This window comes from Amycolatopsis sp. 3B14 (assembly GCF_050958625.1).
Classification (GTDB): Bacteria; Actinomycetota; Actinomycetes; order Mycobacteriales; family Pseudonocardiaceae; genus Amycolatopsis_E; species Amycolatopsis_E thermoflava.
This window is the reverse complement of record NZ_JBHZEN010000001.1, coordinates 73765-96505: the sequence shown is the minus strand read 5'-3', so window position 1 is coordinate 96505 and position 22741 is coordinate 73765. Positions and strand designations below refer to the sequence as shown.

25 protein-coding genes are annotated in these 22741 nt (G+C 67.8%); 3 read left to right on the top strand and 22 right to left on the bottom strand.

The genetic code is table 11. From position 1 onward, the window contains the following. Positions 1–44: 44 nt before the first annotated feature. The 19 genes from ACCP09_RS00400 to rpsL all read right to left on the bottom strand — a co-directional run bounded on the left by ACCP09_RS00400 (position 45) and on the right by rpsL (position 11637). Entirely contained in the window at positions 45–230 is a 186-nt protein-coding gene (locus ACCP09_RS00400; RefSeq protein WP_017986618.1) for a type Z 30S ribosomal protein S14, read from the bottom strand. After that, on the bottom strand, positions 230–793 hold the full coding sequence (gene rplE / locus ACCP09_RS00395) for a 50S ribosomal protein L5 (protein WP_433742430.1): 564 nt from the start codon (positions 791–793) through the stop codon (positions 230–232). Before rplE ends, ACCP09_RS00400 begins: the two co-directional genes overlap by 1 nt. After that, positions 793–1107: a 50S ribosomal protein L24 gene (rplX, locus tag ACCP09_RS00390; RefSeq protein ID WP_017986616.1), complete on the bottom strand. Its 315-nt coding sequence runs from the start codon at positions 1105–1107 to the stop codon at positions 793–795. Before rplX ends, rplE begins: the two co-directional genes overlap by 1 nt. Then, a complete protein-coding gene (gene rplN, locus ACCP09_RS00385) occupies positions 1107–1475 on the bottom strand; it encodes a 50S ribosomal protein L14 (protein ID WP_017986615.1) in 369 nt (122 codons plus the stop codon). The genes rplX and rplN overlap by 1 nt, the downstream gene beginning before the upstream one ends. Before the next feature lie 79 nt (positions 1476–1554). Then, positions 1555–1860: a 30S ribosomal protein S17 gene (gene rpsQ / locus ACCP09_RS00380; protein ID WP_020417563.1), complete on the bottom strand. Its 306-nt coding sequence runs from the start codon at positions 1858–1860 to the stop codon at positions 1555–1557. Further along, on the bottom strand, positions 1860–2108 hold the full coding sequence (gene rpmC, locus ACCP09_RS00375; RefSeq protein ID WP_017986613.1) for a 50S ribosomal protein L29: 249 nt from the start codon (positions 2106–2108) through the stop codon (positions 1860–1862). The genes rpsQ and rpmC overlap by 1 nt, the downstream gene beginning before the upstream one ends. Next, complete coding sequence (gene rplP / locus ACCP09_RS00370) at positions 2108–2527, bottom strand: 50S ribosomal protein L16 (protein ID WP_017986612.1); 420 nt, start codon at positions 2525–2527, stop codon at positions 2108–2110. The genes rpmC and rplP overlap by 1 nt, the downstream gene beginning before the upstream one ends. Positions 2528–2530: 3 nt before the next feature. After that, positions 2531–3376 (bottom strand): 30S ribosomal protein S3, encoded by an 846-nt coding sequence (rpsC, locus tag ACCP09_RS00365; protein WP_017986611.1) that lies wholly within the window; start codon positions 3374–3376, stop codon positions 2531–2533. Beyond that, positions 3376–3777, bottom strand: a complete 402-nt coding sequence (gene rplV / locus ACCP09_RS00360) for a 50S ribosomal protein L22 (protein WP_026153758.1) — start codon at positions 3775–3777, stop codon at positions 3376–3378. The genes rpsC and rplV overlap by 1 nt, the downstream gene beginning before the upstream one ends. A gap of 31 nt (positions 3778–3808) precedes the next feature. Further along, positions 3809–4090 carry a 30S ribosomal protein S19 gene (gene rpsS, locus ACCP09_RS00355; RefSeq protein ID WP_017986609.1) on the bottom strand — a complete coding sequence of 94 codons (282 nt, stop codon included), beginning with the start codon at positions 4088–4090 and terminating at the stop codon, positions 3809–3811. Positions 4091–4108: 18 nt separating this feature from the next. Then, the gene (gene rplB, locus ACCP09_RS00350) at positions 4109–4942 is read right to left on the bottom strand and encodes a 50S ribosomal protein L2 (RefSeq protein ID WP_026153757.1); all 834 of its coding nucleotides are present in this window, start codon (positions 4940–4942) and stop codon (positions 4109–4111) included. 15 nt (positions 4943–4957) lie between these two features. Further along, positions 4958–5269, bottom strand: a complete 312-nt coding sequence (gene rplW / locus ACCP09_RS00345) for a 50S ribosomal protein L23 (protein ID WP_017986607.1) — start codon at positions 5267–5269, stop codon at positions 4958–4960. Continuing rightward, entirely contained in the window at positions 5266–5952 is a 687-nt protein-coding gene (gene rplD / locus ACCP09_RS00340; RefSeq protein ID WP_017986606.1) for a 50S ribosomal protein L4, read from the bottom strand. The genes rplW and rplD overlap by 4 nt, the downstream gene beginning before the upstream one ends. After that, positions 5949–6605: a 50S ribosomal protein L3 gene (rplC, locus tag ACCP09_RS00335; RefSeq protein WP_027932628.1), complete on the bottom strand. Its 657-nt coding sequence runs from the start codon at positions 6603–6605 to the stop codon at positions 5949–5951. The genes rplD and rplC overlap by 4 nt, the downstream gene beginning before the upstream one ends. 31 nt (positions 6606–6636) lie before the next feature. After that, positions 6637–6942, bottom strand: a complete 306-nt coding sequence (rpsJ, locus tag ACCP09_RS00330) for a 30S ribosomal protein S10 (protein ID WP_003883485.1) — start codon at positions 6940–6942, stop codon at positions 6637–6639. A 363-nt stretch (positions 6943–7305) separates the two neighbouring features. Further along, a complete protein-coding gene (tuf, locus tag ACCP09_RS00325; RefSeq protein WP_017986604.1) occupies positions 7306–8499 on the bottom strand; it encodes an elongation factor Tu in 1194 nt (397 codons plus the stop codon). A 129-nt stretch (positions 8500–8628) separates the two neighbouring features. Further along, on the bottom strand, positions 8629–10728 hold the full coding sequence (fusA, locus tag ACCP09_RS00320) for an elongation factor G (RefSeq protein WP_433742410.1): 2100 nt from the start codon (positions 10726–10728) through the stop codon (positions 8629–8631). Between the two features lie 64 nt (positions 10729–10792). Continuing rightward, positions 10793–11263: a 30S ribosomal protein S7 gene (rpsG, locus tag ACCP09_RS00315; RefSeq protein WP_017986602.1), complete on the bottom strand. Its 471-nt coding sequence runs from the start codon at positions 11261–11263 to the stop codon at positions 10793–10795. After that, positions 11263–11637, bottom strand: a complete 375-nt coding sequence (rpsL, locus tag ACCP09_RS00310) for a 30S ribosomal protein S12 (protein ID WP_003102113.1) — start codon at positions 11635–11637, stop codon at positions 11263–11265. Before rpsL ends, rpsG begins: the two co-directional genes overlap by 1 nt. 550 nt (positions 11638–12187) lie before the next feature. Here rpsL and ACCP09_RS00305 point away from each other — a divergent pair. The 3 genes from ACCP09_RS00305 to ACCP09_RS00295 are packed head-to-tail and all read left to right on the top strand — an operon-like array spanning position 12188 to position 14341. Continuing rightward, positions 12188–12775 (top strand): YbaB/EbfC family nucleoid-associated protein, encoded by a 588-nt coding sequence (locus tag ACCP09_RS00305; protein WP_027932629.1) that lies wholly within the window; start codon positions 12188–12190, stop codon positions 12773–12775. Next, positions 12772–13113 carry a type VII secretion target gene (locus ACCP09_RS00300; RefSeq protein ID WP_027932630.1) on the top strand — a complete coding sequence of 114 codons (342 nt, stop codon included), beginning with the start codon at positions 12772–12774 and terminating at the stop codon, positions 13111–13113. The genes ACCP09_RS00305 and ACCP09_RS00300 overlap by 4 nt, the downstream gene beginning before the upstream one ends. A 1-nt stretch (position 13114) precedes the next feature. Then, on the top strand, positions 13115–14341 hold the full coding sequence (locus tag ACCP09_RS00295; RefSeq protein ID WP_433742403.1) for a WXG100 family type VII secretion target: 1227 nt from the start codon (positions 13115–13117) through the stop codon (positions 14339–14341). 57 nt (positions 14342–14398) lie between these two features. On the opposite strand, the gene ACCP09_RS00290 is transcribed toward ACCP09_RS00295, so the two are convergent. From ACCP09_RS00290 to ACCP09_RS00280, 3 genes are all read right to left on the bottom strand, one after another. Continuing rightward, positions 14399–14545, bottom strand: a complete 147-nt coding sequence (locus ACCP09_RS00290) for a hypothetical protein (RefSeq protein WP_123684003.1) — start codon at positions 14543–14545, stop codon at positions 14399–14401. Between the two features lie 115 nt (positions 14546–14660). After that, a complete protein-coding gene (locus ACCP09_RS00285) occupies positions 14661–18572 on the bottom strand; it encodes a DNA-directed RNA polymerase subunit beta' (protein WP_017986597.1) in 3912 nt (1303 codons plus the stop codon). A 91-nt stretch (positions 18573–18663) separates the two neighbouring features. Further along, positions 18664–22164: a DNA-directed RNA polymerase subunit beta gene (locus ACCP09_RS00280; RefSeq protein WP_433742400.1), complete on the bottom strand. Its 3501-nt coding sequence runs from the start codon at positions 22162–22164 to the stop codon at positions 18664–18666. Between the last annotated feature and the right edge of the window lie 577 nt (positions 22165–22741).

Genomic DNA, 22741 nt, shown 5'->3' with positions numbered 1-22741 from the left:
CCCTAGTCAGAGGGCCTGTGGCGAAGTGGGAGCTTCTGTCGTTCCTACCAGCTGGACTTGGACACACCGGGGAGTTCGCCCGCGTGCGCCATCTCGCGCAGGCAAACCCGGCACAGTCCGAACTTGCGGAACACCGAGTGAGGCCGGCCGCACTTGTTGCAGCGCGTGTAGGCACGCACCTTGAACTTCGGCTTGCGGGCCGCCTTGGCGATCAGAGCCTTCTTGGCCATCAGTTCTCCTTGAACGGGAAGCCGAGCTTGCGGAGCAGCGCGCGGCCCTCGTCGTCGGTGGTAGCGGTGGTGACAACGGTGACGTCCATGCCGCGCGGGCGGTCGATGGAGTCGGGGTCGATCTCGTGGAACATGGACTGCTCGTTGAGACCGAAGGTGTAGTTGCCGTTGCCGTCGAACTGCTTGGCCGACAGCCCGCGGAAGTCGCGGATACGCGGCAGCGCGATCGTCAGCAGCCGGTCCAGGAACTCCCACATGCGGTCGCCGCGCAGCGTCACGCGCGCACCGATCGGCTGGCCCTCACGCAGCTTGAACTGCGCGATGGACTTGCGCGCCCGGCGCACCTCGGGCTTCTGACCGGTGATGGCCGCGAGGTCGCGGATCGCACCGTCGATCAGCTTGCTGTCCCGCGCGGCGTCGCCGACACCCATGTTGACGACGACCTTGACCACGCCCGGGATCTGGTGGACGTTCTCGTAGCCGAACTCGGTGCGGAGCTCGCCCTTGATCTCTTCGCGGTACCGCGTCTTCAACCGCGGCACGATCTTCTCTGCGGTCGTCATCAGATGTCCTTACCGGTCCGGCGCGAGATGCGAACCTTCTTGCCGTCCTCGCCGATGCGGTAGCCCACGCGGGTCGGCTTGCCGTCGGAGTCCACGACCATCACGTTCGACACGTGGATCGGGGCCTCCTGCGTCACGATGCCGCCGGACTGCGCGCCGCGCTGGGTCTGGGAGATCCGGGTGTGCTTCTTGATCCGGTTCACGCCCTCGACCAGCACCCGCTGGCGCTCCGGGTAGGCCTTGATGACCTTGCCCTTGGCGCCCTTGTCCTTGCCGGCGATGACGACGACCGTGTCGCCCTTCTTCACCTTCATCAGAGCACCTCCGGCGCCAGCGAGATGATCTTCATGAACTTGCGGTCACGCAGCTCACGGCCGACCGGGCCGAAGATGCGGGTGCCGCGCGGCTCGTTGTCGTTCTTGATGAGCACGGCGGCGTTCTCGTCGAACTTGATGTAGGAGCCGTCCGGGCGACGCCGCTCCTTCGTCGTGCGGACGACGACGGCCTTGACCACGTCACCCTTCTTCACCCCGGCAGCCGGGATGGCGTCCTTGACGGTGGCGACGATGATGTCGCCGATACCCGCGTAGCGCCGTCCCGAGCCACCGAGCACGCGGATGCAGAGGATCTCCTTGGCACCCGTGTTGTCGGCGACTCGCAGCCGCGACTCCTGCTGGATCACGTCAACTCCTGTATGTCGCGCCGGTTCTCACCTTCCGGCGAGCCTGGCGGAACGGAGGAGGCCCGAGATGGGCCTCCGATTACTTGGCCTTCTCCACGATCCGCACGAGCCGCCACCGCTTGGTGGCCGAGGTCGGGCGGGTCTCCATGAGGATCACGCGGTCACCGATGCCGGCGGTGTTCTCCTCGTCGTGCGCCTTCACCTTGCTGGTGGAGCGGAGAACCTTGCCGTAGCGGCGGTGCTTCTTGCGGTCCTCGAGCTCGACCACGATCGTCTTGTCCATCTTGTCCGAGACGACGTAGCCCTCACGGACCTTGCGGTAGTTGCGACCGGATTCGGCGCTCTGCACCGGCTGCGCGGCGAGCTCTGGGGTCTGCTCACTCATCAGGCAGCACCTTCTTCATTCTCGGCGTCGGGGGAAACGGACAGGCCGAGCTCGCGCTCCCGCATCACCGTGTAGATCCGAGCGATGTCGGCACGGACGGTGCGGAGGCGGCGGTTGTTGTCCAGCTGCCCGGTGGCCATCTGGAAGCGGAGGTTGAACAGCTCCTCCTTGGCTTCCTTCAGGCGCAGCACGAGCTCCTCGTTGGTGAGCTCACGCAGCTCTGCGGCGGCGACACCTGCCTGCGCCATCAGAACTCACCACCTTCACGGGTCACGATGCGGCACTTCATGGGGAGCTTGTGGATCGCGCGGCGCAGCGCCTCGCGAGCCTGGGCCTCGTTCGGGAAGCTCAGCTCGAACATGACGCGGCCCGGCTTCACGTTGGCGACCCACCACTCGGGCGAACCCTTACCGGAACCCATGCGGGTTTCGGCCGGCTTCTTGGTGAGCGGACGGTCCGGGAAGATGTTGATCCACACCTTGCCGCCACGCTTGATGTGCCGGGTGATGGCGATACGAGCGGACTCGATCTGCCGGTTGGTCACGTAGTGGTGCTCAAGCGCCTGGATGCCGTACTCACCGAAGGTGACCTTCGTGCCGCCCTTGGCGGCACCGGCGCGCTTCGGCGAGTGCTGCTTGCGGTGCTTGACCTTGCGTGGGACGAGCACGCCTCAGCCCTCCGTCTTCTCGGCCGCGTCCGGCGAACCCTGCGCGGGCGCCTCGCTGGTCGCGACATCCGTGTCGGCCTTCGCGGCGGCAGCGGCGCGGCCGGCTTCGGTCGAGGTCGGCGTCGTGCCCTGGGCGCCGGAACGGCGCGGGCGCGACGGACGCTCCCGGCGCGGACGCTCGTTGGCGGCCGCGGCGTCCCGCTCGGCCTTGGCCTTCAGGCCGCCGACCAGGTCACCCTTGTAGATCCACACCTTCACGCCGATGCGGCCGAAGGTGGTGCGGGCCTCGAAGAAGCCGTAGTCGATGTCCGCGCGCAGCGTGTGCAGCGGGACCCGGCCGTCGCGGTAGTGCTCCGACCGCGACATCTCGGCACCGCCGAGGCGGCCGCTGCACTGCACGCGGATGCCCTTGACCTGCGACGAGCGCATGGTCGTCTGGATCGCCTTGCGCATCGCGCGGCGGAACGCCACGCGGTTGGACAGCTGCTCGGCGACGCTCTGGGCGACCAGCTGCGCGTCGGCCTCGGGGTTCTTGACCTCGAGGATGTTCAGCTGGACCTGCTTGCCGGTCAGCTTCTCCAGCGAGCCGCGGATCCGGTCAGCCTCCGCGCCGCGGCGGCCGATCACGATGCCCGGACGCGCGGTGTGGATGTCGACCCGCACGCGGTCACGGGTGCGCTCGATCTCGACCTTGGAGATGCCGGCGCGCTCCATGCCCGTGGACAGCAGCTTGCGGATCTTGACGTCCTCGGCCACGTACTCCGCGTACTGCTTGTCGGCGTACCAGCGCGACTTCCAGTCGGTGGTGATCCCCAGCCGGAAGCCGTGCGGGTTGATCTTCTGGCCCACTAGCGGCCACCTGCCTTCTTCTTACCGCTCTTCTTCGCTTCCGGACGCGACTCCACCTCGACCGTGATGTGGCTGGTCCGCTTCCGGATCCGGTACGCACGGCCCTGGGCGCGCGGCTGGATGCGCTTGAGGGTCGGGCCCTCGTCGGCGTACGCGTTCTTCACGAACAGCGTGTCCGGGTCCAGGTTGAGGTTGTTCTCGGCGTTGGCCACGGCGCTGGCGAGCACCTTCGCCACCGGCTGGCTCGCCGCGTACGGCGAGAACCGGAGCACGGCGAGGGCTTCGGCGGCGCTAAGACCCTTGATCAGCTCGATCACCCGGCGCACCTTCGTCGGCGAGTCCCGGACGAAGCGAGCCCGCGCCACGGCCACCTGGGCCGGAGCGGTTTCTGGGGCTGTCATCGCTTGCTTTCCCTAACTCTCGTGTGCCCGCTCAGCGGCGGCGCGACTTCCGGTCATCCTTGACGTGACCCTTGAAGGTCCGCGTCGGAGCGAACTCGCCAAGCTTGTGGCCGACCATGGCCTCGCTGACGAACACCGGCACGTGCTTGCGGCCGTCGTGCACCGCGATGGTGTGACCCAGCATGTCCGGGATGATCGTGGACCGGCGGGACCAGGTCTTGATCACGGTCTTCTTGCCCGACTCGTTGAGCGCGTCCACCTTCTTGAGCAGGTGGTCGTCCACGAACGGGCCCTTCTTCAGGCTACGCGGCATGTTGTCTTACCTCCCTGCTCAGCGCTTCTTGCCGGTACGCCGGCGGCGGACGATCAGTGCGTCGGACGGCTTGCGGCGGCGGGTGCGGCCCTCCGGCTTGCCGTTCGGGTTCACCGGGTGGCGACCACCCGAGGTCTTGCCCTCACCACCACCGTGCGGGTGGTCGACCGGGTTCATCACGACACCGCGGACGGTCGGGCGCTTGCCGCGCCAGCGGTTGCGGCCCGCCTTGCCCCAGTTGATGTTCTGGTGCTCGGAGTTGCCGACCTCGCCGACGGTGGCGCGGTTGCGCACGTCCACGTTGCGGATTTCGCCCGAGGGCATCCGCAGCTGGGCGTACGGGCCGTCCTTGGCGACCAGCTGCACGCGGGCGCCGGCGGAGCGGGCGATCTTCGCGCCGCCACCGGGACGCAGCTCGATGGCGTGCACCACGGTGCCGACCGGGATGTTGCGCAGCGGCAGGTTGTTGCCCGGCTTGATGTCGGCGCGCGGGCCGGCTTCCACCGTGTCGCCCTGCTTGAGCTTGTCCGGCGCGATGATGTAGCGCTTCTCGCCGTCCGCGTAGTGCAGCAGCGCGATGCGGGCGGTCCGGTTGGGGTCGTACTCGATGTGCGCGACCTTGGCCGGGATGCCGTCCTTGTCGTTGCGCCGAAAGTCGATGACCCGGTAGGCCCGCTTGTGGCCGCCACCCTTGTGCCGGGTGGTGATCTTGCCCGAGGAGTTGCGGCCGCCCGACTTGCTCAGCGGGCGCAGCAGCGACTTCTCCGGCTCGGACCGGGTGATCTCGGCGAAGTCCGACACGCTCGAGCCACGGCGGCCCGGAGTCGTCGGCTTGTACTTACGAATACCCATGACAGCTTCCGTCCCTTACGCGGCGGGTCCGCCGAAGATCTCGATCGGCTTGCTCTCGGCGGACAGCGTCACGACGGCGCGCTTGACGTTCTTGCGCTTGCCGAAGCCGTAGCGGGTCCGCTTGCGCTTGCCCTGCCGGTTCAGCGTGTTCACGCTGACGACCTTGACGCCGAAGATCTGCTCGACGGCGATCTTGATCTGCGTCTTGTTGGCGTCCGGCCGGACCTCGAACGTGTACTTGTGGTCCTCGAGGAGCCCGTAGGACTTCTCGGAGATCACCGGCGCGAGCACGATGTCACGAGGGTCCGGGATGGCAACGCTGCTCACTGCGCTTCACTCCCTTCAACCTCGCTGGCCCGAGCCGAAGCCTTGGCCGCCTTGCCCTTGACGGGACCGGCGATGAAGGCGTCGTACGCGGCCTTGGTGAACACCACGTCGTCGTTGACCAGCACGTCGTAGGTGTTGAGCTGGTCGGGGTTGATCAGGTGCACGTTCGGCAGGTTGCGGGCCGACAGCCAGCCCTGCTCGTCCTCGCGGTGCAGCACGACCAGCAGGCGCTTGGCCTGGGTCACGGCGGCGAGGACCTTCTTCGCCTCCTTGGTGCTGGGCTTCTCGCCCGACACCAGCTCGGTGATGACGTGCACCTGGCCGGCGCGCGCCCGGTCGGAGAGGGCGCCACGCAGGGCGGCGGCCTTCATCTTCTTCGGGGTGCGCTGGGTGTAGTCGCGCGGCGTGGGGCCGTGGACGGTGCCACCGCCGGCGAACTGCGGGGCGCGGGTCGAACCCTGGCGGGCGCGGCCGGTGCCCTTCTGGCGGTACGGCTTCTTGCCGCCACCGGAGACCTCGCCGCGGGTCTTCGTGTCGTGCGTGCCCTGGCGCGCGGCGGCCTGCTGGGCCACCACGACCTGGTGCATCAGCGGCACGTTGGCCTGCACGTCGAAGATCTCGGCGGGGAGCTCGACGGTGCCCTCGGCGCTGCCGGCCGGGGTCTTCAGCTCGACGCTGGTCATTCGTTAGCACCACCCTTCGCGGCGGTCTTGACGAAGACGAGGCTGCCCTTGGGGCCGGGGACGGCGCCCTTGATCAGCAGCAGGCCCTCTTCGGCGCGCACGTCGTGGACGGTCAGGCCCTGCGTGGTGACCTTCACGCCACCCATGCGGCCGGCCATCCGCAGGCCCTTGAAGACACGGCCCGGGGTGGCGCAGCCACCGATCGAGCCGGGGGCGCGGTGCTTCGCCTGGTTACCGTGGCTGGCGCCCTGGCCCTTGAAGCCGTGGCGCTTCATGACACCGGCGTAGCCCTTGCCCTTGCTGGTGCCCGTGACGTCGACGCGCGAGCCGGCGGGGAACACCTCGGCGGTGATCTCCTGGCCGACCTCGTAGCTCTCGGCGTCGGTCGTGCGCAGCTCGGCGAGGTAACGCCGCGGGGTCACGCCCGCCTTCTGGAAGTGGCCGGTCACCGGCTTGTTGACCTTGCGCGGGTCCACGGCGCCGAAAGCCAGCTGCACGGCCTGGTAGCCGTCGTTGTCCTGGGTACGGATCTGGGTCACCACGTTCGGCCCGGCCTGCACGACGGTCACCGGAACGATCCGGTTGTCCTCGCCGAAGACCTGGGTCATGCCGAGCTTGGTGCCCAGGATGCCCTTTACTTGCCTGTCAGACATGAGTCTCTTATCTCCGCCGCTCGCCCAACGCTTACTGGATGTTGACGTCGACGCTCGCCGGGAGGTCGATGCGCATGAGCGCGTCGACCGTCTTCGGCGTCGGGTCGAGGATGTCGATCAGCCGCTTGTGCGTGCGCATCTCGAAGTGCTCGCGCGAGTCCTTGTACTTGTGCGGCGAGCGGATGACGCAGTAAACGTTCTTCTCGGTGGGCAGCGGCACAGGTCCGACGACCGAGGCGCCGGTGCGCGTCACCGTCTCGACGATCTTGCGCGCGCTGGCATCGATCGCCTCGTGGTCGTAGGCCTTGAGCCTGATGCGGATCTTCTGTCCCGCCATGGTCGCAGCTCGTTCCTTCGTCTTGTGCCGCTATCTCTACCCGCGCATTCGCGCCGGTTTCCGCACGTCAACGCCCTCGCGTCCGATCCACGCGGTCGGGCGTGTCGCGCCCGCTGCGCAGACTGATCCCGTAGGAGGATCGTCGTCGTGCCGGTTGGTCTTCACCGCGAGACGGCCGTGCCGGCCATCTGTCGCGCCCGCGGTCTCCCCCTGGGAAACCCACGGACCAAGGCCGCTCGCGCCGGGGCGGCCGATTTCTCTAGAGATATCGGCCGCCCCGCAACGAGCAACTCAACTAGTGTCGCACACGTGGTTCCACAACCCGGCCCCGGGGTGCTATAAGCACTCCGGGGCCGGATGGAATCACTTGATGATCTTGGTGACCTGGCCCGCGCCGACGGTCCGGCCACCCTCACGGATGGCGAACCGCAGACCCTCGTCCATGGCGACCGGCTGGATGAGCTGCACCTTGATCTCGGTGTTGTCACCCGGCATGACCATCTCGGTGCCCTCGGGGAGGGTCACGACGCCGGTCACGTCGGTCGTGCGGAAGTAGAACTGCGGGCGGTAGTTGTTGAAGAACGGCGTGTGCCGGCCACCCTCGTCCTTGGACAGGATGTAGACCGAGCCCTCGAACTCCGTGTGCGGAGTCGTGGTGCCGGGCTTCACGACGACCTGGCCGCGCTCGACGTCCTCGCGCTTGATGCCGCGGAGCAGCAGACCGACGTTGTCACCGGCCTGGCCCGAGTCGAGCAGCTTGCGGAACATCTCGACACCGGTGACGGTGGTCTTGGTCGACTTCTCGCGGATACCCACGATCTCGACCTCTTCGTTGACGTTGATCTGGCCGCGCTCCACGCGACCGGTCACGACGGTGCCGCGGCCGGTGATGGTGAAGACGTCCTCGATCGGCATCAGGAACGGCTTGTCGAGGTCACGCACCGGGTCCGGCACGTTGTCGTCGACGGCCTGCATGAGCTCGAGAACCGACTCGGCCCACTTGGCGTCGCCCTCGAGGGCCTTGAGGCCGGAGACCTTGACCACGGGGGCGTCGTCGCCGGGGAACTCCTGCGAGGACAGCAGCTCGCGGACCTCCAGCTCGACGAGCTCGAGGATCTCCTCGTCGTCCACCATGTCGGCCTTGTTCAGGGCCACCACGATGTAGGGCACGCCGACCTGGCGGGCGAGCAGCACGTGCTCACGGGTCTGCGGCATCGGGCCGTCGGTCGCGGCGACCACCAGGATCGCGCCGTCCATCTGGGCGGCACCGGTGATCATGTTCTTGATGTAGTCCGCGTGACCGGGGGCGTCCACGTGGGCGTAGTGACGCTTCTCGGTCTGGTACTCGACGTGCGAGATGTTGATCGTGATGCCGCGCTGCTTCTCTTCCGGCGCGTTGTCGATCTGGTCGAACGCCCGGGACTCGTTGAGCTCCGGGTACTTGTCGTGCAGAACCTTGGTGATCGCCGCGGTCAGCGTGGTCTTGCCGTGGTCGACGTGACCGATGGTCCCGATGTTGACGTGCGGCTTGCTCCGCTCGAACTTCGCCTTCGCCACTGGAATGTCCTCCTGGACTCTTGCTTTTGCTTCACCGGACGGCGTGGCAGCCGAACGGCGATCGATCTGGTCGGTTGTGCGGACCCTAGGGGAGGCCCCTGTGCGCGCCCGCGTTGGGTGCGGAGGGGTTTACTCCCCCGTCGCCTTCGCGATGATCTCCTTCGCGACGTTCGAGGGAACCTCGGCGTAGGAGTCGAACGTCATCGAGTAGTTCGCCCGACCCTGGGTACGAGACCGCAGGTCGCCGACGTACCCGAACATCTCGGACAGCGGAACCAGTGCCTTCACGACTCGGGTGCCTGCCCGCTCGTCCATGGCCTGGATCTGGCCACGGCGAGAGTTGAGGTCGCCGATGACGTCACCCATGTAGTCCTCGGGGGTGGTCACCTCGACGGCCATGACCGGCTCGAGCAGAACCGGGCTGGCCTGGCGCGCGGCCTCCTTGAGCGCCATGGAACCGGCGATCTTGAAGGCCATTTCCGACGAGTCGACCTCGTGGTAAGCGCCGTCCAACAGGGTCACCTTCAGCCCGACCAGCGGGTAACCGGCGAGGACACCGTACTGCATGGCGTCCTGGGCACCGGCGTCCACCGACGGGATGTACTCGCGCGGCACGCGGCCACCGGTGACCTTGTTGTCGAACTCGTAGAGGGCGCCGTCGCCAGTGGACAGCGGCTCCAGCTTGATGATCACGCGCGCGAACTGACCAGAACCACCGGTCTGCTTCTTGTGCGTGTACTCGTACTTCTCGACCGTGCGGCGGATCGTCTCGCGGTAGGCGACCTGCGGCTTACCGATGTTCGCCTCGACCTTGTAGTCGGACTTCATGCGGTTGACCAGCACCTCGAGGTGCAGCTCGCCCATGCCCGCGATGATCGTCTGACCGGTCTCCTCGTCCAGCTGGACCTGGAAGGTGGGGTCCTCCTCGGCCAGCTTCTGGATCGCGGTCGACAGCTTCTCCTGGTCGGCCTTCGTCTTGGGCTCGATGGCCACCTTGATGACCGGCTCCGGGAAGGTCATCGACTCGAGGACGATCGGGTTCTGCGGGTCGCACAGGGTGTCACCGGTCGTGGTGTCCTTCAGGCCGATGACCGCGTAGATGTGGCCGGCCTGGGCCTCGTCGACCGGGTTCTCCTTGTTGGAGTGCATCTGGAAGAGCTTCCCGATGCGCTCCTTCCGCTCCTTGGTCGAGTTGATGACCTGCGCGCCGGCGGCGACCTTGCCCGAGTACACCCGGACGTAGGTCAGCTTGCCGAAGAACGGGTGCGCGGCGATCTTGAACGCCAGCGCCGCGAACGGCTCGTCGACCGACGGCTTCCGGGACGCCGGGGTCTCACCGTCGGTGAGGGTGCCCTCGACGGCGGGGACGTCCAGCGGCGACGGCAGGTAGTCGATCACCGCATCCAGCATGGGCTGCACGCCCTTGTTCTTGAACGCGGAGCCGCACAGCACCGGGTACGCCTCGCGGGCGACCGTCAGCTTGCGGATGCCGGCCTTGATGTCGGCCTCGGACAGCTCCTCGCCGCCGAAGTACTTCTCCATCAGGGCGTCGTCGGTCTCCGCGACGGCCTCGATCAGCTTGTCGCGGTACTCGGCGGCCTTGTCGGCGAGGTCGGCCGGGATCTCCTCGACCTCGTAGTCCTCGCCCTTCTTGACCTCGCCCCGCCAGGTCAGCGCCTTCATGCGGACCAGGTCGACGACGCCCTGGAAGTCGCTCTCGGCGCCGATCGGCAGCTGGATGACCAGCGGGCGAGCGCCGAGGCGCTCCTCGATGGTGCGCACGGTGAAGTAGAAGTCCGCGCCCAGCTTGTCCATCTTGTTGACGAAGCAGATGCGCGGGACCTCGTACTTGTCGGCCTGGCGCCAGACCTGCTCGGACTGGGGCTCGACACCCTCCTTGCCGTCGAAGACGGCAACGGCACCGTCGAGCACCCGCAGCGAACGCTCCACCTCGACGGTGAAGTCGACGTGGCCGGGGGTGTCGATGATGTTGATCTGGTGGTCGGCCCAGAAGGTGGTGGTGGCAGCCGAGGTGATGGTGATACCCCGCTTCTGCTCCTCCTCCATCCAGTCCATCGTCGCGGCGCCGTCGTGCACCTCGCCGATCTTGTAGTTGATCCCGGTGTAGAACAGGATCCGCTCGGTGGTGGTGGTCTTACCGGCGTCGATGTGAGCCATGATGCCGATGTTGCGGACCTTGTTCAGGTCGGTCAGCACGTCGCGTGCCACTGCACTGTTCCCCTGTCTCGAAGCTTGGGGCCCGGCCTGGCTTGTCTCGGCAGCCGGGCTACGTTCACCACCGGTAGTGGGCGAACGCCTTGTTGGACTCGGCCATCTTGTGGGTGTCCTCGCGGCGCTTCACGCTGGCCCCGAGGCCGTTGCTCGCATCGAGCAGCTCGTTCTGCAGGCGCTCGATCATGGTCTTCTCACGGCGGGCGCGGGAGAAGCTGACGATCCACCGCAGCGCAAGGGTCGTCGAGCGGCCCGGCTTGACCTCGATCGGCACCTGGTAGGTGGCACCACCGACGCGGCGGCTCTTCACCTCGATGCTCGGCTTCACGTTGTCCAGCGCACGCTTCAGCGTGACGACGGGATCCGTGCCGGTCTTCTCACGGGCGCCTTCCAGCGCGCCGTAGACGATGCGCTCGGCCAGCGAGCGCTTGCCGTCGGTCAGCACCTTGTTGATCAGCTGCGTGACCAGCGGAGAACCGTAGACCGGGTCGGAGATCAGCGGCCGCTTCGGGGCCGGACCCTTGCGGGGCATTAGCTCTTCTCCTTCTTCGCGCCGTACCGGCTGCGCGCCTGCTTGCGGTTCTTCACACCCTGGGTGTCGAGCGAACCGCGGATGATCTTGTAGCGAACGCCGGGCAGGTCCTTCACACGACCACCGCGCACGAGCACCATCGAGTGCTCCTGCAGGTTGTGGCCCTCGCCCGGGATGTAGGCGGTGACCTCGATGCCGCTGGTCAGCTTGACACGCGCGACCTTGCGCAGCGCCGAGTTCGGCTTCTTGGGCGTCGTGGTGTACACGCGGGTGCACACGCCACGCCGCTGCGGACTCCCCTTGAGGGCCGCGGTCTTCTGCTTGGCAGCCTTGTCCTGGCGGCCCTTGCGGACCAGCTGCTGGATCGTGGGCAATGGACCAGCCTTCTGTCGCGTCTTGCTTGTTCCGTCTTGGTCTCCCCGGCCCCCGAGGTCGGGCGTGTCGGCCCGCGTCTGGGTCTCTCGACCGCTAACGTTCCCTCGGATTTCCGTGGAGCTCCGCTTCGCCGCGGCCGTCGCCACGATGCCGGAGCATCCCCGCTTGGCCGAAAAGCACGCAGAGCGGCCCGACGCATGCCGGGCACAGTCGTCAAAGATACCCGCCCTTGCGGCAGGCGGTGGCATCGGGGGTCCCTAACGGGCTCACACCCCGGCTCCGGCGAGAAGGTGGTGTGGCGAGTCTAGCGGAAAGACGGCCGCACAGGACCGTTCCGCCAACTGTCGGGACACCGTCGGCCGGCGCGTTCGAGCAGGTCGGCGGGCATCTTCGGCATCAGTAACAACGCCGGAATTGGCGGTGGAATTCCCGCGTGGCGAAAAGTGATCAATCGAATCGGTGAGTTCCACGGAAGCGTGCCCGGCGCACACACGGGTGGTGCATGATCCGATACCGAAGGTGCGTAATTCACCACGGGGAGGGACCTGCATGGCCTACGGCAGCCATGGCGACCTGGTCGAGCAGCTGCAGCAGAAGCTGCGCCGGATCGACGAACTGAAGCAGCAGGGTGAGCAGCGGCAGGCCGCGTTCACCCGGATGAAGGACGAGATCGGCGAGCTGTCGGTCACCGTGTCCTCCCCCGACCGGGGCGTGACGGTCGTCGCCGGGCCGGGCGGGAGCGTGCAGTCGGTGCGGGTGACCGAGGAGGCGTTGCAGGGCAGCGCGATCCAGCTGTCGTCGACGATCACGACGACGATCCACGAGGCGGTCGCCGCGGCGGCCCGCAGGCAGGCGGCGATCGTGCAGGACGCGCTCGGGCCGTCCAGCAACGTGCTGGAGCAGGTGCTGCAGACCCAGGCGGAGGCGTTCGGCACCAGCGTGGCCGCGCTGAAGGCGACGGTCGCGGACGAGCGCCCGGTGGTGCCGCAGCGGCCCATCGACCAGGGCGCGGACTTCGCCGAGGAGGACTTCCTGGCCGAGCAGCAGCCGGCCCGCCCGGCCCGCCCGGAGGTCCGCCGCAGGCCCGCCGAGGACGACGACTTCCTGGACCCGTTCGACGAGGGTGACCGCCGGTGAGCGGGGGCTTCTCGGTCGACGTCGGAGCGCTGCGCAAGACGGCCGCCGCGGCGGCCGCGCAGACCTCGCAGGTCAGCGCCTTGCAGCAGCAGATGCAGGACGCCGACGTGCCGCCGGTGTCGTGGGGCCTGCTCGGGCAGCCCATCGTGCACACCGTCTACCGGGACATGCTGGGCCAGCTGAAGGACCACCTGGCGCAGATGGCCGAGGGCTACCAGGCGATCGGCGCGAAGCTGACGAAGGCCGCGGACATGTACGCCGCCATGGACGACGGCGTGGTCGCCGCGTTCCGGGACATCGGCGAAGACCTGGACGAGGCAGCCGAGGGGGTGGTCTGACGTGCCGACCAACGAAGAGGCGCTGGTCGGCCACCTCGGCGACGTCGCGGGCGAGTACGACACCGAGGCGAACCTGGAGCGCCTCGCGGACACCCCGGCGGGACAGCTCTACGACAAGGGCGAACAGGCGTTCGACGCCACGTCCAAGCTCCGGCAGGCCATGGACGACGGCGACCTCCGGGCGCTGGCGAGCGACGGTTTCCACGCGCTCAGCGCAGCCACGAGCTTCGTGGACGAGGCGGCCGGCACCATCACCGGCATCGTCTCCGATCCGCTGGGCTGGCTGATCTCCAACGGCGTGAGCTTCTTGATCAGCTGGATCGAGCCGCTCAACGAGGCGCTCGAGCTGGTCACCGGCGATCCAGAGGCGCTGCAAGCCGGCGCGGACGCCTTCAACGCGCTGGGCGGGGACATCGAGCGGCTGTGCGCCGACACCGAGAAGCTGCTCGTCGAGGGCCTTGCCGGCTGGGAAGGCCCCGCTGCCGCGGCGGCGGGCGAACGGCTGGCGGAGTTCCGGGACGGGCTGACGGGCACCGCGGGCGCCACCGGCGAGATCGCGACACTGCTCGCGGTCAGCTCGGCCGTGATGAGCGTGATCAAGGACGTGATCACCAGCATCATCAGCGACTTCGTGGAGTGGCTGATCGTGACCTGGCTCTCCGCGCTCGCGGCGTCCACTGTCACGTTCGGCGGCTCGCTCACCGTGGCGACGGGAGCCACCGCCGTGCGAGCAGGCACGGAGACCATGAAGGCCAACCGCTGGGTTCTCAAGCTCAAGCAGATCATCGACAAGCTCAACGAGCTCATCGGCAGGATCCAGGCGTTCCTGGCGAAGATCCCCGGGTTCCGGAAGCTCGCCGACGGCCTGGGCACCGCGGACAGCCGGGTCGGCAAGCTCGTCGACGGCACGCTGACCGAGAACCTCGGCGACGAACTCGTCGGCAAGCTCAAGGACGGCACCGAGACGCTCGGCGGCGCGATCCGCGAGCGGGCAGGCAAGACGATCCGGGACTCGGCGGTCGAGGCCGCCAAGGAGAAGGTGTTCTCGACCTACGACAACATCGCGAAGGACGGCAGCGGCGAGGAGATCAAGGTCCCGGACCTGGCGGGCACCGCCAAGGCGGCCAGCGAGACCGTTCAGCCGTTCAAGGACGCCGTCGAGCGGCGGGGGGCTGCCGGGGATCCGGACATGGACGACGCCGAGATCAGCGGCAAGCTCGACTTCTGAGCCATGCGAAAAGGGGCCCCAGGCGCGTGCCTGGGGCCCCTCTTCACGGGCAAAGACCTAGTCGTCCTCGTCGGGTTTGGCGTGGTCCGGCTTGCCCGGGTTGGGGTCCCTCGACAGGTCGATCGCCGGGTGCGTCGGGGCGCCCTCGGGCGCTGCGTGCCGCCCTCTCGACGGCGCCTCATCCGGGGTCTGCTCTGCGTTCACAACGCCCTCCTCGTGTCGCTCGTGTGAACTCGCGCCTCACGCTACCTCCGCGGCCCGCCCCGGACACGACGAAGCCCCCGGCTCCACGAAGGGAACCGGGGGCTCGCGAACAACGTCAGCGGAAGTCGCGACCGAAGTCGTAGTCGTCCAGCGGAACCGCGGCGCCGGTGCCGGTGCCGAAGACGTCCGGGGTGTAGTAGCCGTCGTCGTAGGACGGGATGGCGTACGCCGCCACCCGGGCCTCCTCCGTCGGCTGCACCTGGATGTTCCGGTACCGGTTGATGCCGGTGCCCGCCGGGATCAGCTTACCGATGATCACGTTCTCCTTGAGGCCCACGAGCTTGTCGCTGCGGCCGTTGATCGCCGCGTCGGTCAGGACACGCGTGGTCTCCTGGAACGACGCCGCCGACAGCCACGAGTCCGTGGTCAGCGAGGCCTTCGTGATACCCATCAGCACCGGGCGGCCCGAGGCCGGCTCGCCGCCCTCGGCCACGACCGACCGGTTCGTGCTCTCGAACTTGGTCCGCTCGGGCAGCTCGCCCGGCAGGAAGTCCGTCGAACCGGAGTCGATGATCGTCACCCGGCGCAGCATCTGCCGGACGATGACCTCGATGTGCTTGTCGTGGATCGACACACCCTGGGCCCGGTACACCTTCTGGACCTCTTCGACGAGGTGCATCTGCGCCTCGCGCGGGCCCATGACACGCAGCACCTCGTGCGGGTCCGGCGTGCCCTCGAGCAGCAGCTGGCCGACGTTCACGTGGTCGCCGTCCTGCAGCGGCCCGTTCGGCGTGTTGGCCAGGCGCTGACGCTTCGACAGCTTGTCGAAGACGATCTCCTCGCCACCGTCGTCCGGGATGAGCGTGATCTTCCAGAACCGCTCGCTCTCCTCGATGCGCACGCGCCCATCGACGTCGGCGATCGGCGCCTTGCCCTTCGGGACCCGGGCCTCGAACAGCTCGGTGACACGGGGCAGACCGGTCGTGATGTCGTCACCGGCGACACCACCCTGGTGGAAGGTACGCATCGTCAGCTGCGTACCCGGCTCACCGATCGACTGGGCGGCGACGATACCGACGGCCTCACCCACGTCGACGAGCTTGCCGGTCGCCATCGAGCGGCCGTAGCACATCGCGCAGACACCGACGGCCGACTCGCAGGTCAGCACCGAGCGGACCTTGACCTTGGTGACGCCGAACGCGATCAGCTTCTCCATGGCCGGGTCGGACAGGTCGTCGCCCGCGTTGAGCACGACGTTGCCCTGCTCGTCGGTGACGTCCTGGGCGAGCGTCCGGGCGTACACGCTGGTCTCCACGTGCGCGCCGCGCAGCACGGTGCCGTCCGGCTGCTTCTCGCCGATCGGCCGGGTCACGCCGCGGCTGGTGCCGCAGTCGGTCTCCCGGACGATGACGTCCTGCGACACGTCCACCAGACGACGGGTCAGGTAACCCGAGTCGGCGGTCCTCAGCGCGGTGTCGGCCAGACCCTTCCGCGCACCGTGGGTGGCGATGAAGTACTCCGCCACCGACAGGCCCTCGCGGAAGTTCGACTTGATCGGGCGCGGGATGTACTCACCCTTCGGGTTCGACACCAGACCACGCATACCGGCCAGCGACCGGACCTGGGTCATGTTGCCCGCCGCCCCGGACTTCACGATCATCGAGATCGGGTTGTCCTCCGGGAAGGCGTCCTCCATGATCTCGGCGACCTCGTCGGTCGCCTGGGTCCACACCTTGACCAGCTCGTTGTTGCGCTCGGCGTGCGAGAGCTGACCACGCTGGTAGCGCTTCTCCACCTGCGCGGCCTTGGCCTCGTACCGGTCGAGGATCTCCTTCTTCTCCGGCGGCACGATGACGTCGAACATCGACACCGTGACACCCGAGCGTGTGGCCCAGTAGAAGCCGGCGTCCTTCAGCCGGTCCAGGACCTGCGCGACCTGCGTCATCGAGTACCGCTCGGCGAGGTCGTTCACGATCGCCGCCTGGCGCTTCTTCGGCAGCGGCTCGTTGATGAACGGGTAGTCCGCAGGCAGCAGGTCGTTGAACAGCACCCGGCCCAGGGTGGTCTCGGCCAGCCACGGCTGACCGGGCTCCCAGCCCTTCTCGGTGAGCTCGGCGATCTGGGCCTTGTTCGGCTGACGGTCCTTGACGCGGATCTTGATCGGCGCGTGCAGGCCCAGCGTCTTGCGGTCGAAGGCCATGATGGCCTCGGCCGGGGAGCTGAACGCCTGGCCGGCGCCGACCGCGTTCTCGTCGAGACGGGTCAGGTGGAACAGGCCGGTGACCATGTCCAGACGCGGCATGGCCAGCGGGCGACCGGACGCCGGCGACAGGATGTTGTTCGCCGACAGCATCAGGATCCGGGCCTCGGCCTGCGCCTCGGCCGACAGCGGCAGGTGCACCGCCATCTGGTCACCGTCGAAGTCCGCGTTGAACGCCTCGCAGACCAGCGGGTGCAGCTGGATGGCCTTGCCCTCGACCAGCTGCGGCTCGAAGGCCTGGATGCCCAGCCGGTGCAGGGTCGGCGCACGGTTGAGGAGCACCGGGTGACCGGTGATGACCTCTTCCAGCACGTCCCACACCTGCGGGCGGGCCCGCTCCACCATCCGCTTCGCGGACTTGATGTTCTGCGCGTGGTTCAGGTCGACCAGCCGCTTCATGACGAACGGCTTGAACAGCTCCAGCGCCATGTCCTTGGGCAGACCGCACTGGTGCAGCTTCAGCTGCGGGCCGACGATGATGACCGAACGGCCCGAGTAGTCGACGCGCTTGCCGAGCAGGTTCTGGCGGAACCGGCCCTGCTTGCCCTTGAGCAGGTCGGACAGCGACTTCAGCGGCCGGTTGCCGGGACCGGTGACCGGACGGCCGCGGCGGCCGTTGTCGAACAGCGCGTCGACGGCCTCCTGCAGCATCCGCTTCTCGTTGTTGACGATGATCTCGGGCGCGCCGAGGTCGATCAGCCGCTTGAGGCGGTTGTTCCGGTTGATGACCCGGCGGTACAGGTCGTTGAGGTCCGAGGTGGCGAAGCGGCCACCGTCGAGCTGCACCATCGGGCGCAGGTCCGGCGGGATCACCGGGACCGCGTCGAGGACCATGCCGCGCGGGTCGTTGCCGGTGGCCTGGAAGGCCGCGACGACCTTGAGCCGCTTCAGCGCGCGGAGCTTCTTCTGCCCCTTGCCGTTGCGGATGGTGTCGCGCAGCTTCTCGGCCTCGGCGTTGACGTCGAACTCGGTGGCCAGCTTCTGGATGGCCTCCGCGCCCATGCCGCCGGTGAAGTACTCGCCGTAGCGGTCGTACAGCTCGCGGTACAGGGTCTCGTCCGCGATCAGCTGACGCGGCTCGAGCTTGGTGAAGGTGGTCCAGATCTCCTCGAGCCGGTCCAGCTCGCGCTGGGCGCGGTCGCGGAGCTGCTTCATCTCCCGCTCGCCGCCCTCCTTGACCTTCCGGCGCACGTCGGACTTGGCGCCTTCGGCCTCGAGCTGGGCGAGGTCGGCCTCGAGCTTCTGCGCGCGCGCCTCGATGTCGGCGTCGCGCTTCGCCTCGATGTTCTTCCGCTCGACGCTGATCTCGTTCTCCAGCGTCGGCAGGTCGTTGTGCCGCAGCTCGGTGTTCACACCGGTGATCACGTAGGCCGCGAAGTAGATGATCTTCTCGAGGTCCTTGGGCGCCAGGTCGAGCAGGTAGCCCAGGCGCGAGGGAACACCCTTGAAGTACCAGATGTGCGTGACCGGCGCGGCCAGCTCGATGTGGCCCATCCGCTCACGACGCACCTTGGCACGGGTCACCTCGACACCACAGCGCTCGCAGATGATGCCCTTGAAGCGGACCCGCTTGTACTTACCGCAGTAGCACTCCCAGTCCCGGGTGGGGCCGAAGATCTTCTCGCAGAAGAGCCCGTCCTTCTCCGGCTTCAGGGTGCGGTAGTTGATGGTCTCCGGCTTCTTGACCTCGCCGAAGGACCACTGACGGATGTCATCGGCGGTCGCCAGGCCGATCCGGAGCTCATCGAAGAAGTTGACGTCCAGCACGTCGTTGCATCCCCTTTGGGGTTGATTCGGCTAGAGGAGTCGGCTACCGGGAGCGGGGCCGCGGGAGGTGGCCCCGCTCCCGGTCGCTACGTCATTGCACGACGTCGTCCACCGAGGGCGACTCGTTGCGGGACAGGTTGATGCCGAGGTTGGCGGCGGCGCGCTCCAGGTCCTCGTCGTCGGAGTCGCGCATCTCGATCGCCGCGCCGTCGCTGGAGAGGACCTCCACGTTCAGGCAGAGCGACTGCAGCTCCTTGAGGAGAACCTTGAACGACTCCGGGATGCCCGGGTCGGGGATGTTCTCGCCCTTGACGATCGCCTCGTACACCTTCACGCGGCCGACCACGTCGTCCGACTTGATCGTCAGCAGCTCCTGCAGCGTGTAGGCCGCGCCGTAGGCCTGCATCGCCCAGCACTCCATCTCGCCGAAGCGCTGGCCACCGAACTGCGCCTTACCACCCAGCGGCTGCTGGGTGATCATCGAGTACGGGCCGGTGGAGCGGGCGTGGATCTTGTCGTCCACCAGGTGGTGCAGCTTGAGGATGTACATGTAGCCGACGGCCACCGGGTACGGGAACGGCTCGCCGGAACGGCCGTCCAGCAGCGTCGCCTTGCCGTTCTCCTTGACCATGCGCTCGCCGTCCCGGTTGGGCCGGGTCGACGCGAGCAGGCCGGTGAGCTCCTCTTCCCGCGCGCCGTCGAACACCGGGGTCGCGGTGTTCGTGCCGGGCTCGACGTCGTAGAGCTCCTCGGAGAGGTTATGCGCCCACTCCGGGTTGCCCTCGATCTTCCAGCCCTGCGAAGCGAGCCAGCCCAGGTGCAGCTCGAGGATCTGGCCGATGTTCATCCGTCGCGGCACACCGTGGGTGTTCAGGATGATGTCGACCGGGGTGCCGTCCTCCATGAACGGCATGTCCTCGACCGGCAGGATCTTGCCGATGACACCCTTGTTGCCGTGGCGGCCGGCGAGCTTGTCGCCCGGCTGGATCTTCCGCTTCTGCGCGACGTAGACGCGGACGAGCTCGTTCACGCCCGGGGGCAGCTCGTCGTCCTCCTCGCGGGAGAACACGCGGACGCCGATGACCTTGCCGGTCTCGCCGTGCGGCACCTTCAGCGACGTGTCGCGGACCTCGCGGGCCTTCTCGCCGAAGATCGCGCGGAGCAGGCGCTCCTCCGGGGTCAGCTCGGTCTCGCCCTTCGGCGTGACCTTCCCGACCAGGATGTCGCCGTCGCGGACCTCCGCGCCGATGCGCACGATGCCGCGCTCGTCCAGGTCCGCCAGGACCTCCTCGGAGACGTTCGGGATGTCCCGGGTGATCTCCTCGGCGCCGAGCTTGGTGTCGCGGGCGTCGATCTCGTGCTCCTCGATGTGGATCGAGGTGAGCACGTCGTCCTGCACCAGGCGCTCGGAGAGGATGATCGCGTCCTCGTAGTTGTGGCCCTCCCACGGCATGATCGCCACGAGCAGGTTCTTGCCGAGCGCCATCTCACCCTGGTCGGTGGACGGGCCGTCGGCGATGACCTGGCCGGCCTCGACGCGGTCGCCCTCCGACACGATCGGGCGGTGGTTGAAGCAGGTGCCCGCGTTGGTGCGGCGGAACTTGTGCAGTCCGTAGCTCTTGCGGGTGCCGTCGTCGTGCATGATCGTCACGAGGTCGGCCGAGAGCTCCTCGACGACACCGGCCTGCTCGGCGACGAGCACGTCACCGGCGTCGACCGCGGCACGCAGCTCCATGCCGGTGCCGACCAGCGGCGACTCGGCGCGCAGCAGCGGCACGGCCTGGCGCTGCATGTTGGCACCCATCAGCGCGCGGTTGGCGTCGTCGTGCTCGAGGAACGGGATCATCGCCGTGGCGACCGACACCATCTGACGCGGCGACACGTCCATGTAGTCGATCTCCAGCGGGTCGAGCAGCTCGACCTCGCCACCCTTGCGTCGACCCAGGACCTGGGCCTCGGCGAAGTGACCGTCCTCGGTCAGCGGCGCGTTGGCCTGCGCCTTGACGTAGCGGTCCTCCTCGTCGGCGGTCAGGTAGTCGACCTGGTCGGTGACCCGGCCCTCGACGACCTTCCGGTACGGCGTCTCGATGAAGCCGAACGGGTTGACCCGCGCGTAGGAGCACAGCGAGCCGATCAGGCCGATGTTCGGGCCTTCCGGCGTCTCGATCGGGCACATGCGGCCGTAGTGCGACGGGTGGACGTCACGGACCTCCATGCCGGCGCGCTCACGGGACAGACCACCCGGGCCCAGCGCGTTGAGGCGGCGCTTGTGGGTCAGGCCCGACAGCGGGTTGTTCTGGTCCATGAACTGCGACAGCTGCGAGGTGCCGAAGAACTCCTTGATCGCAGCCACCACGGGGCGGATGTTGATCAGGGTCTGCGGCGTGATCGCCTCGACGTCCTGCGTGGTCATCCGCTCGCGGACGACGCGCTCCATGCGGGACAGGCCGACCCGGATCTGGTTCTGGATCAGCTCGCCCACGGTGCGGATGCGGCGGTTACCGAAGTGGTCGATGTCGTCGACCTCGACCGGGACCTCGTTCTCGCCCTCGCCCATCTTGGTCTCGCCCGCGTGCAGGCGGACCAGGTACTCGATGGTCGAGACGATGTCCTCTTCGGTGAGGGTGCCGGTCTCGTACGGCAGGTTCAGGCCCAGCTTCTTGTTCAGCTTGTAGCGGCCGACCTTGGCCAGGTCGTAGCGCTTCTCCTTGAAGAACAGGTTCTCCAGGAGCGTCTGGGCGCTCTCCTTGGTCGGCGGCTCGCCCGGGCGCAGCTTGCGGTAGATGTCGAGCAGCGCCTCGTCGGTGCCGGCCGTGTGGTCCTTCTCGAGCGTCGCGAGCAGGGTCTCCGAGAAGTGGAACCGCTCGCGGATCTGCTCAGTGGTCCAGCCGAGGGCCTTCAGCAGCACGGTCACCGGCTGGCGGCGCTTGCGGTCGATGCGGACGCCGACGGTGTCGCGCTTGTCCACGTCGAACTCGAGCCACGCGCCGCGGCTCGGGATGATCTTGACGCTGAAGACGTCCTTGTCGGTGGTCTTGTCGACGCTGGTGTCGAAGTAGACGCCGGGCGACCGGACCAGCTGGGACACCACGACACGCTCGGTGCCGTTGATGATGAAGGTGCCCTTCTCGGTCATCACGGGGAAGTCGCCCATGAAGACCGTCTGGGACTTGATCTCGCCGGTGTTGTTGTTGACGAACTCGGCGGTCACGAACAGCGGGGCCGCGTACGTCATGTCCTTGTCCTTGCACTCCTCGACGGAGGCCTTGACCTCGTCGAAGCGCGGGTCGGAGAAGGACAGGGACATCGAACCGGAGAAGTCCTCGATCGGCGAGATCTCGTTGAGGACCTCTTCGAGGCCGCCGACGGGGTTCTCCTCGCCCTCGTTCACGCGGCGCTCGAACCACTTCTCGTCACCGGTGAACCACTGGAAGGACTGGATCTGCACGTCCAGCAGGTTGGGGGTGGGGAGGGGCTCGCGGATCTTCGCGAACGAGACCCGCTTGGGGGCTCCGGGAATTCCCGTCGGGTTCGGCTCCGTTACAGCCGAGGTGGTCGCAGCAGTGGCCTGGTTCGCGGGAGAGACTGCCAAGATGCGTCCTTCCGGGGACAATGAGCGGTGCGCAGCCGCGTTAGCAACAGCTAAAGCGACTGTCAAGGGTGCCGTGTGCCCACTATCCTAGCTTCCGTCTCCGGGCAGCCTGAAAGAGGGCAGCGCAAAGAAGCAGTCTAGCCCGAACGACGCGTTCTGTCGAGGGGGCCTCTCGATGGGGCCCGCACCTCGATCACGACGTCCTCAGGCATCGCCTCCCGGCAGACCCTCCCGCAGGGTGCTGCCGTTGGCGATAAGCGTGAACCCCCGGCGCCGAAGAGTCAAGATGCCACGCGGCGAACCCGCCGGTTGGCGCAACGACATCGCAGTCCGTACACGGCTTCGACCTGGGGATTCGTGCGCGCGGAGGCGCTCCGGGACGGATGCGGTCACCAGGGGTTGCGGGCCGGCTCACGCCGGTCCAAGATCGTCCTCGGGTGTTGTGACGGGGCCCCGCGGAGCGGCGCGGCGGCCCCGGTCCGGCCGTCGCGGAGGAGCGATCGCGGCGGCTTCGAGTGGCGCGCTTCACGCGCGCGAGGGTGTTGCGTCGTGCCCCGGTGAGCCGGCTCGGGAAGCG

Excerpts from the sequence above, each read along its gene's own strand:
- rplB (WP_026153757.1), bottom strand. The coding sequence starts at position 4,942 with ATGGGTATTCGTAAGTACAAGCCGACGACTCCGGGCCGCCGTGGCTCG.
- rplE (WP_433742430.1), bottom strand. The coding sequence starts at position 793 with ATGACGACCGCAGAGAAGATCGTGCCGCGGTTGAAGACGCGGTACCGC.
- ACCP09_RS00305 (WP_027932629.1), top strand. The coding sequence starts at position 12,188 with ATGGCCTACGGCAGCCATGGCGACCTGGTCGAGCAGCTGCAGCAGAAG.
- rpmC (WP_017986613.1), bottom strand. The coding sequence starts at position 2,108 with ATGGCGCAGGCAGGTGTCGCCGCCGCAGAGCTGCGTGAGCTCACCAAC.
- rpsG (WP_017986602.1), bottom strand. The coding sequence starts at position 11,263 with ATGCCCCGCAAGGGTCCGGCCCCGAAGCGGCCGCTGATCTCCGACCCG.
- rpsQ (WP_020417563.1), bottom strand. The coding sequence starts at position 1,860 with ATGAGTGAGCAGACCCCAGAGCTCGCCGCGCAGCCGGTGCAGAGCGCC.
- ACCP09_RS00400 (WP_017986618.1), bottom strand. The coding sequence starts at position 230 with ATGGCCAAGAAGGCTCTGATCGCCAAGGCGGCCCGCAAGCCGAAGTTC.
- rpsS (WP_017986609.1), bottom strand. The coding sequence starts at position 4,090 with ATGCCGCGTAGCCTGAAGAAGGGCCCGTTCGTGGACGACCACCTGCTC.
- rplX (WP_017986616.1), bottom strand. The coding sequence starts at position 1,107 with ATGAAGGTGAAGAAGGGCGACACGGTCGTCGTCATCGCCGGCAAGGAC.
- rplC (WP_027932628.1), bottom strand. The coding sequence starts at position 6,605 with ATGTCTGACAGGCAAGTAAAGGGCATCCTGGGCACCAAGCTCGGCATG.
- rpsJ (WP_003883485.1), bottom strand. The coding sequence starts at position 6,942 with ATGGCGGGACAGAAGATCCGCATCAGGCTCAAGGCCTACGACCACGAG.
- rplV (WP_026153758.1), bottom strand. The coding sequence starts at position 3,777 with ATGACAGCCCCAGAAACCGCTCCGGCCCAGGTGGCCGTGGCGCGGGCT.
- rplD (WP_017986606.1), bottom strand. The coding sequence starts at position 5,952 with ATGACCAGCGTCGAGCTGAAGACCCCGGCCGGCAGCGCCGAGGGCACC.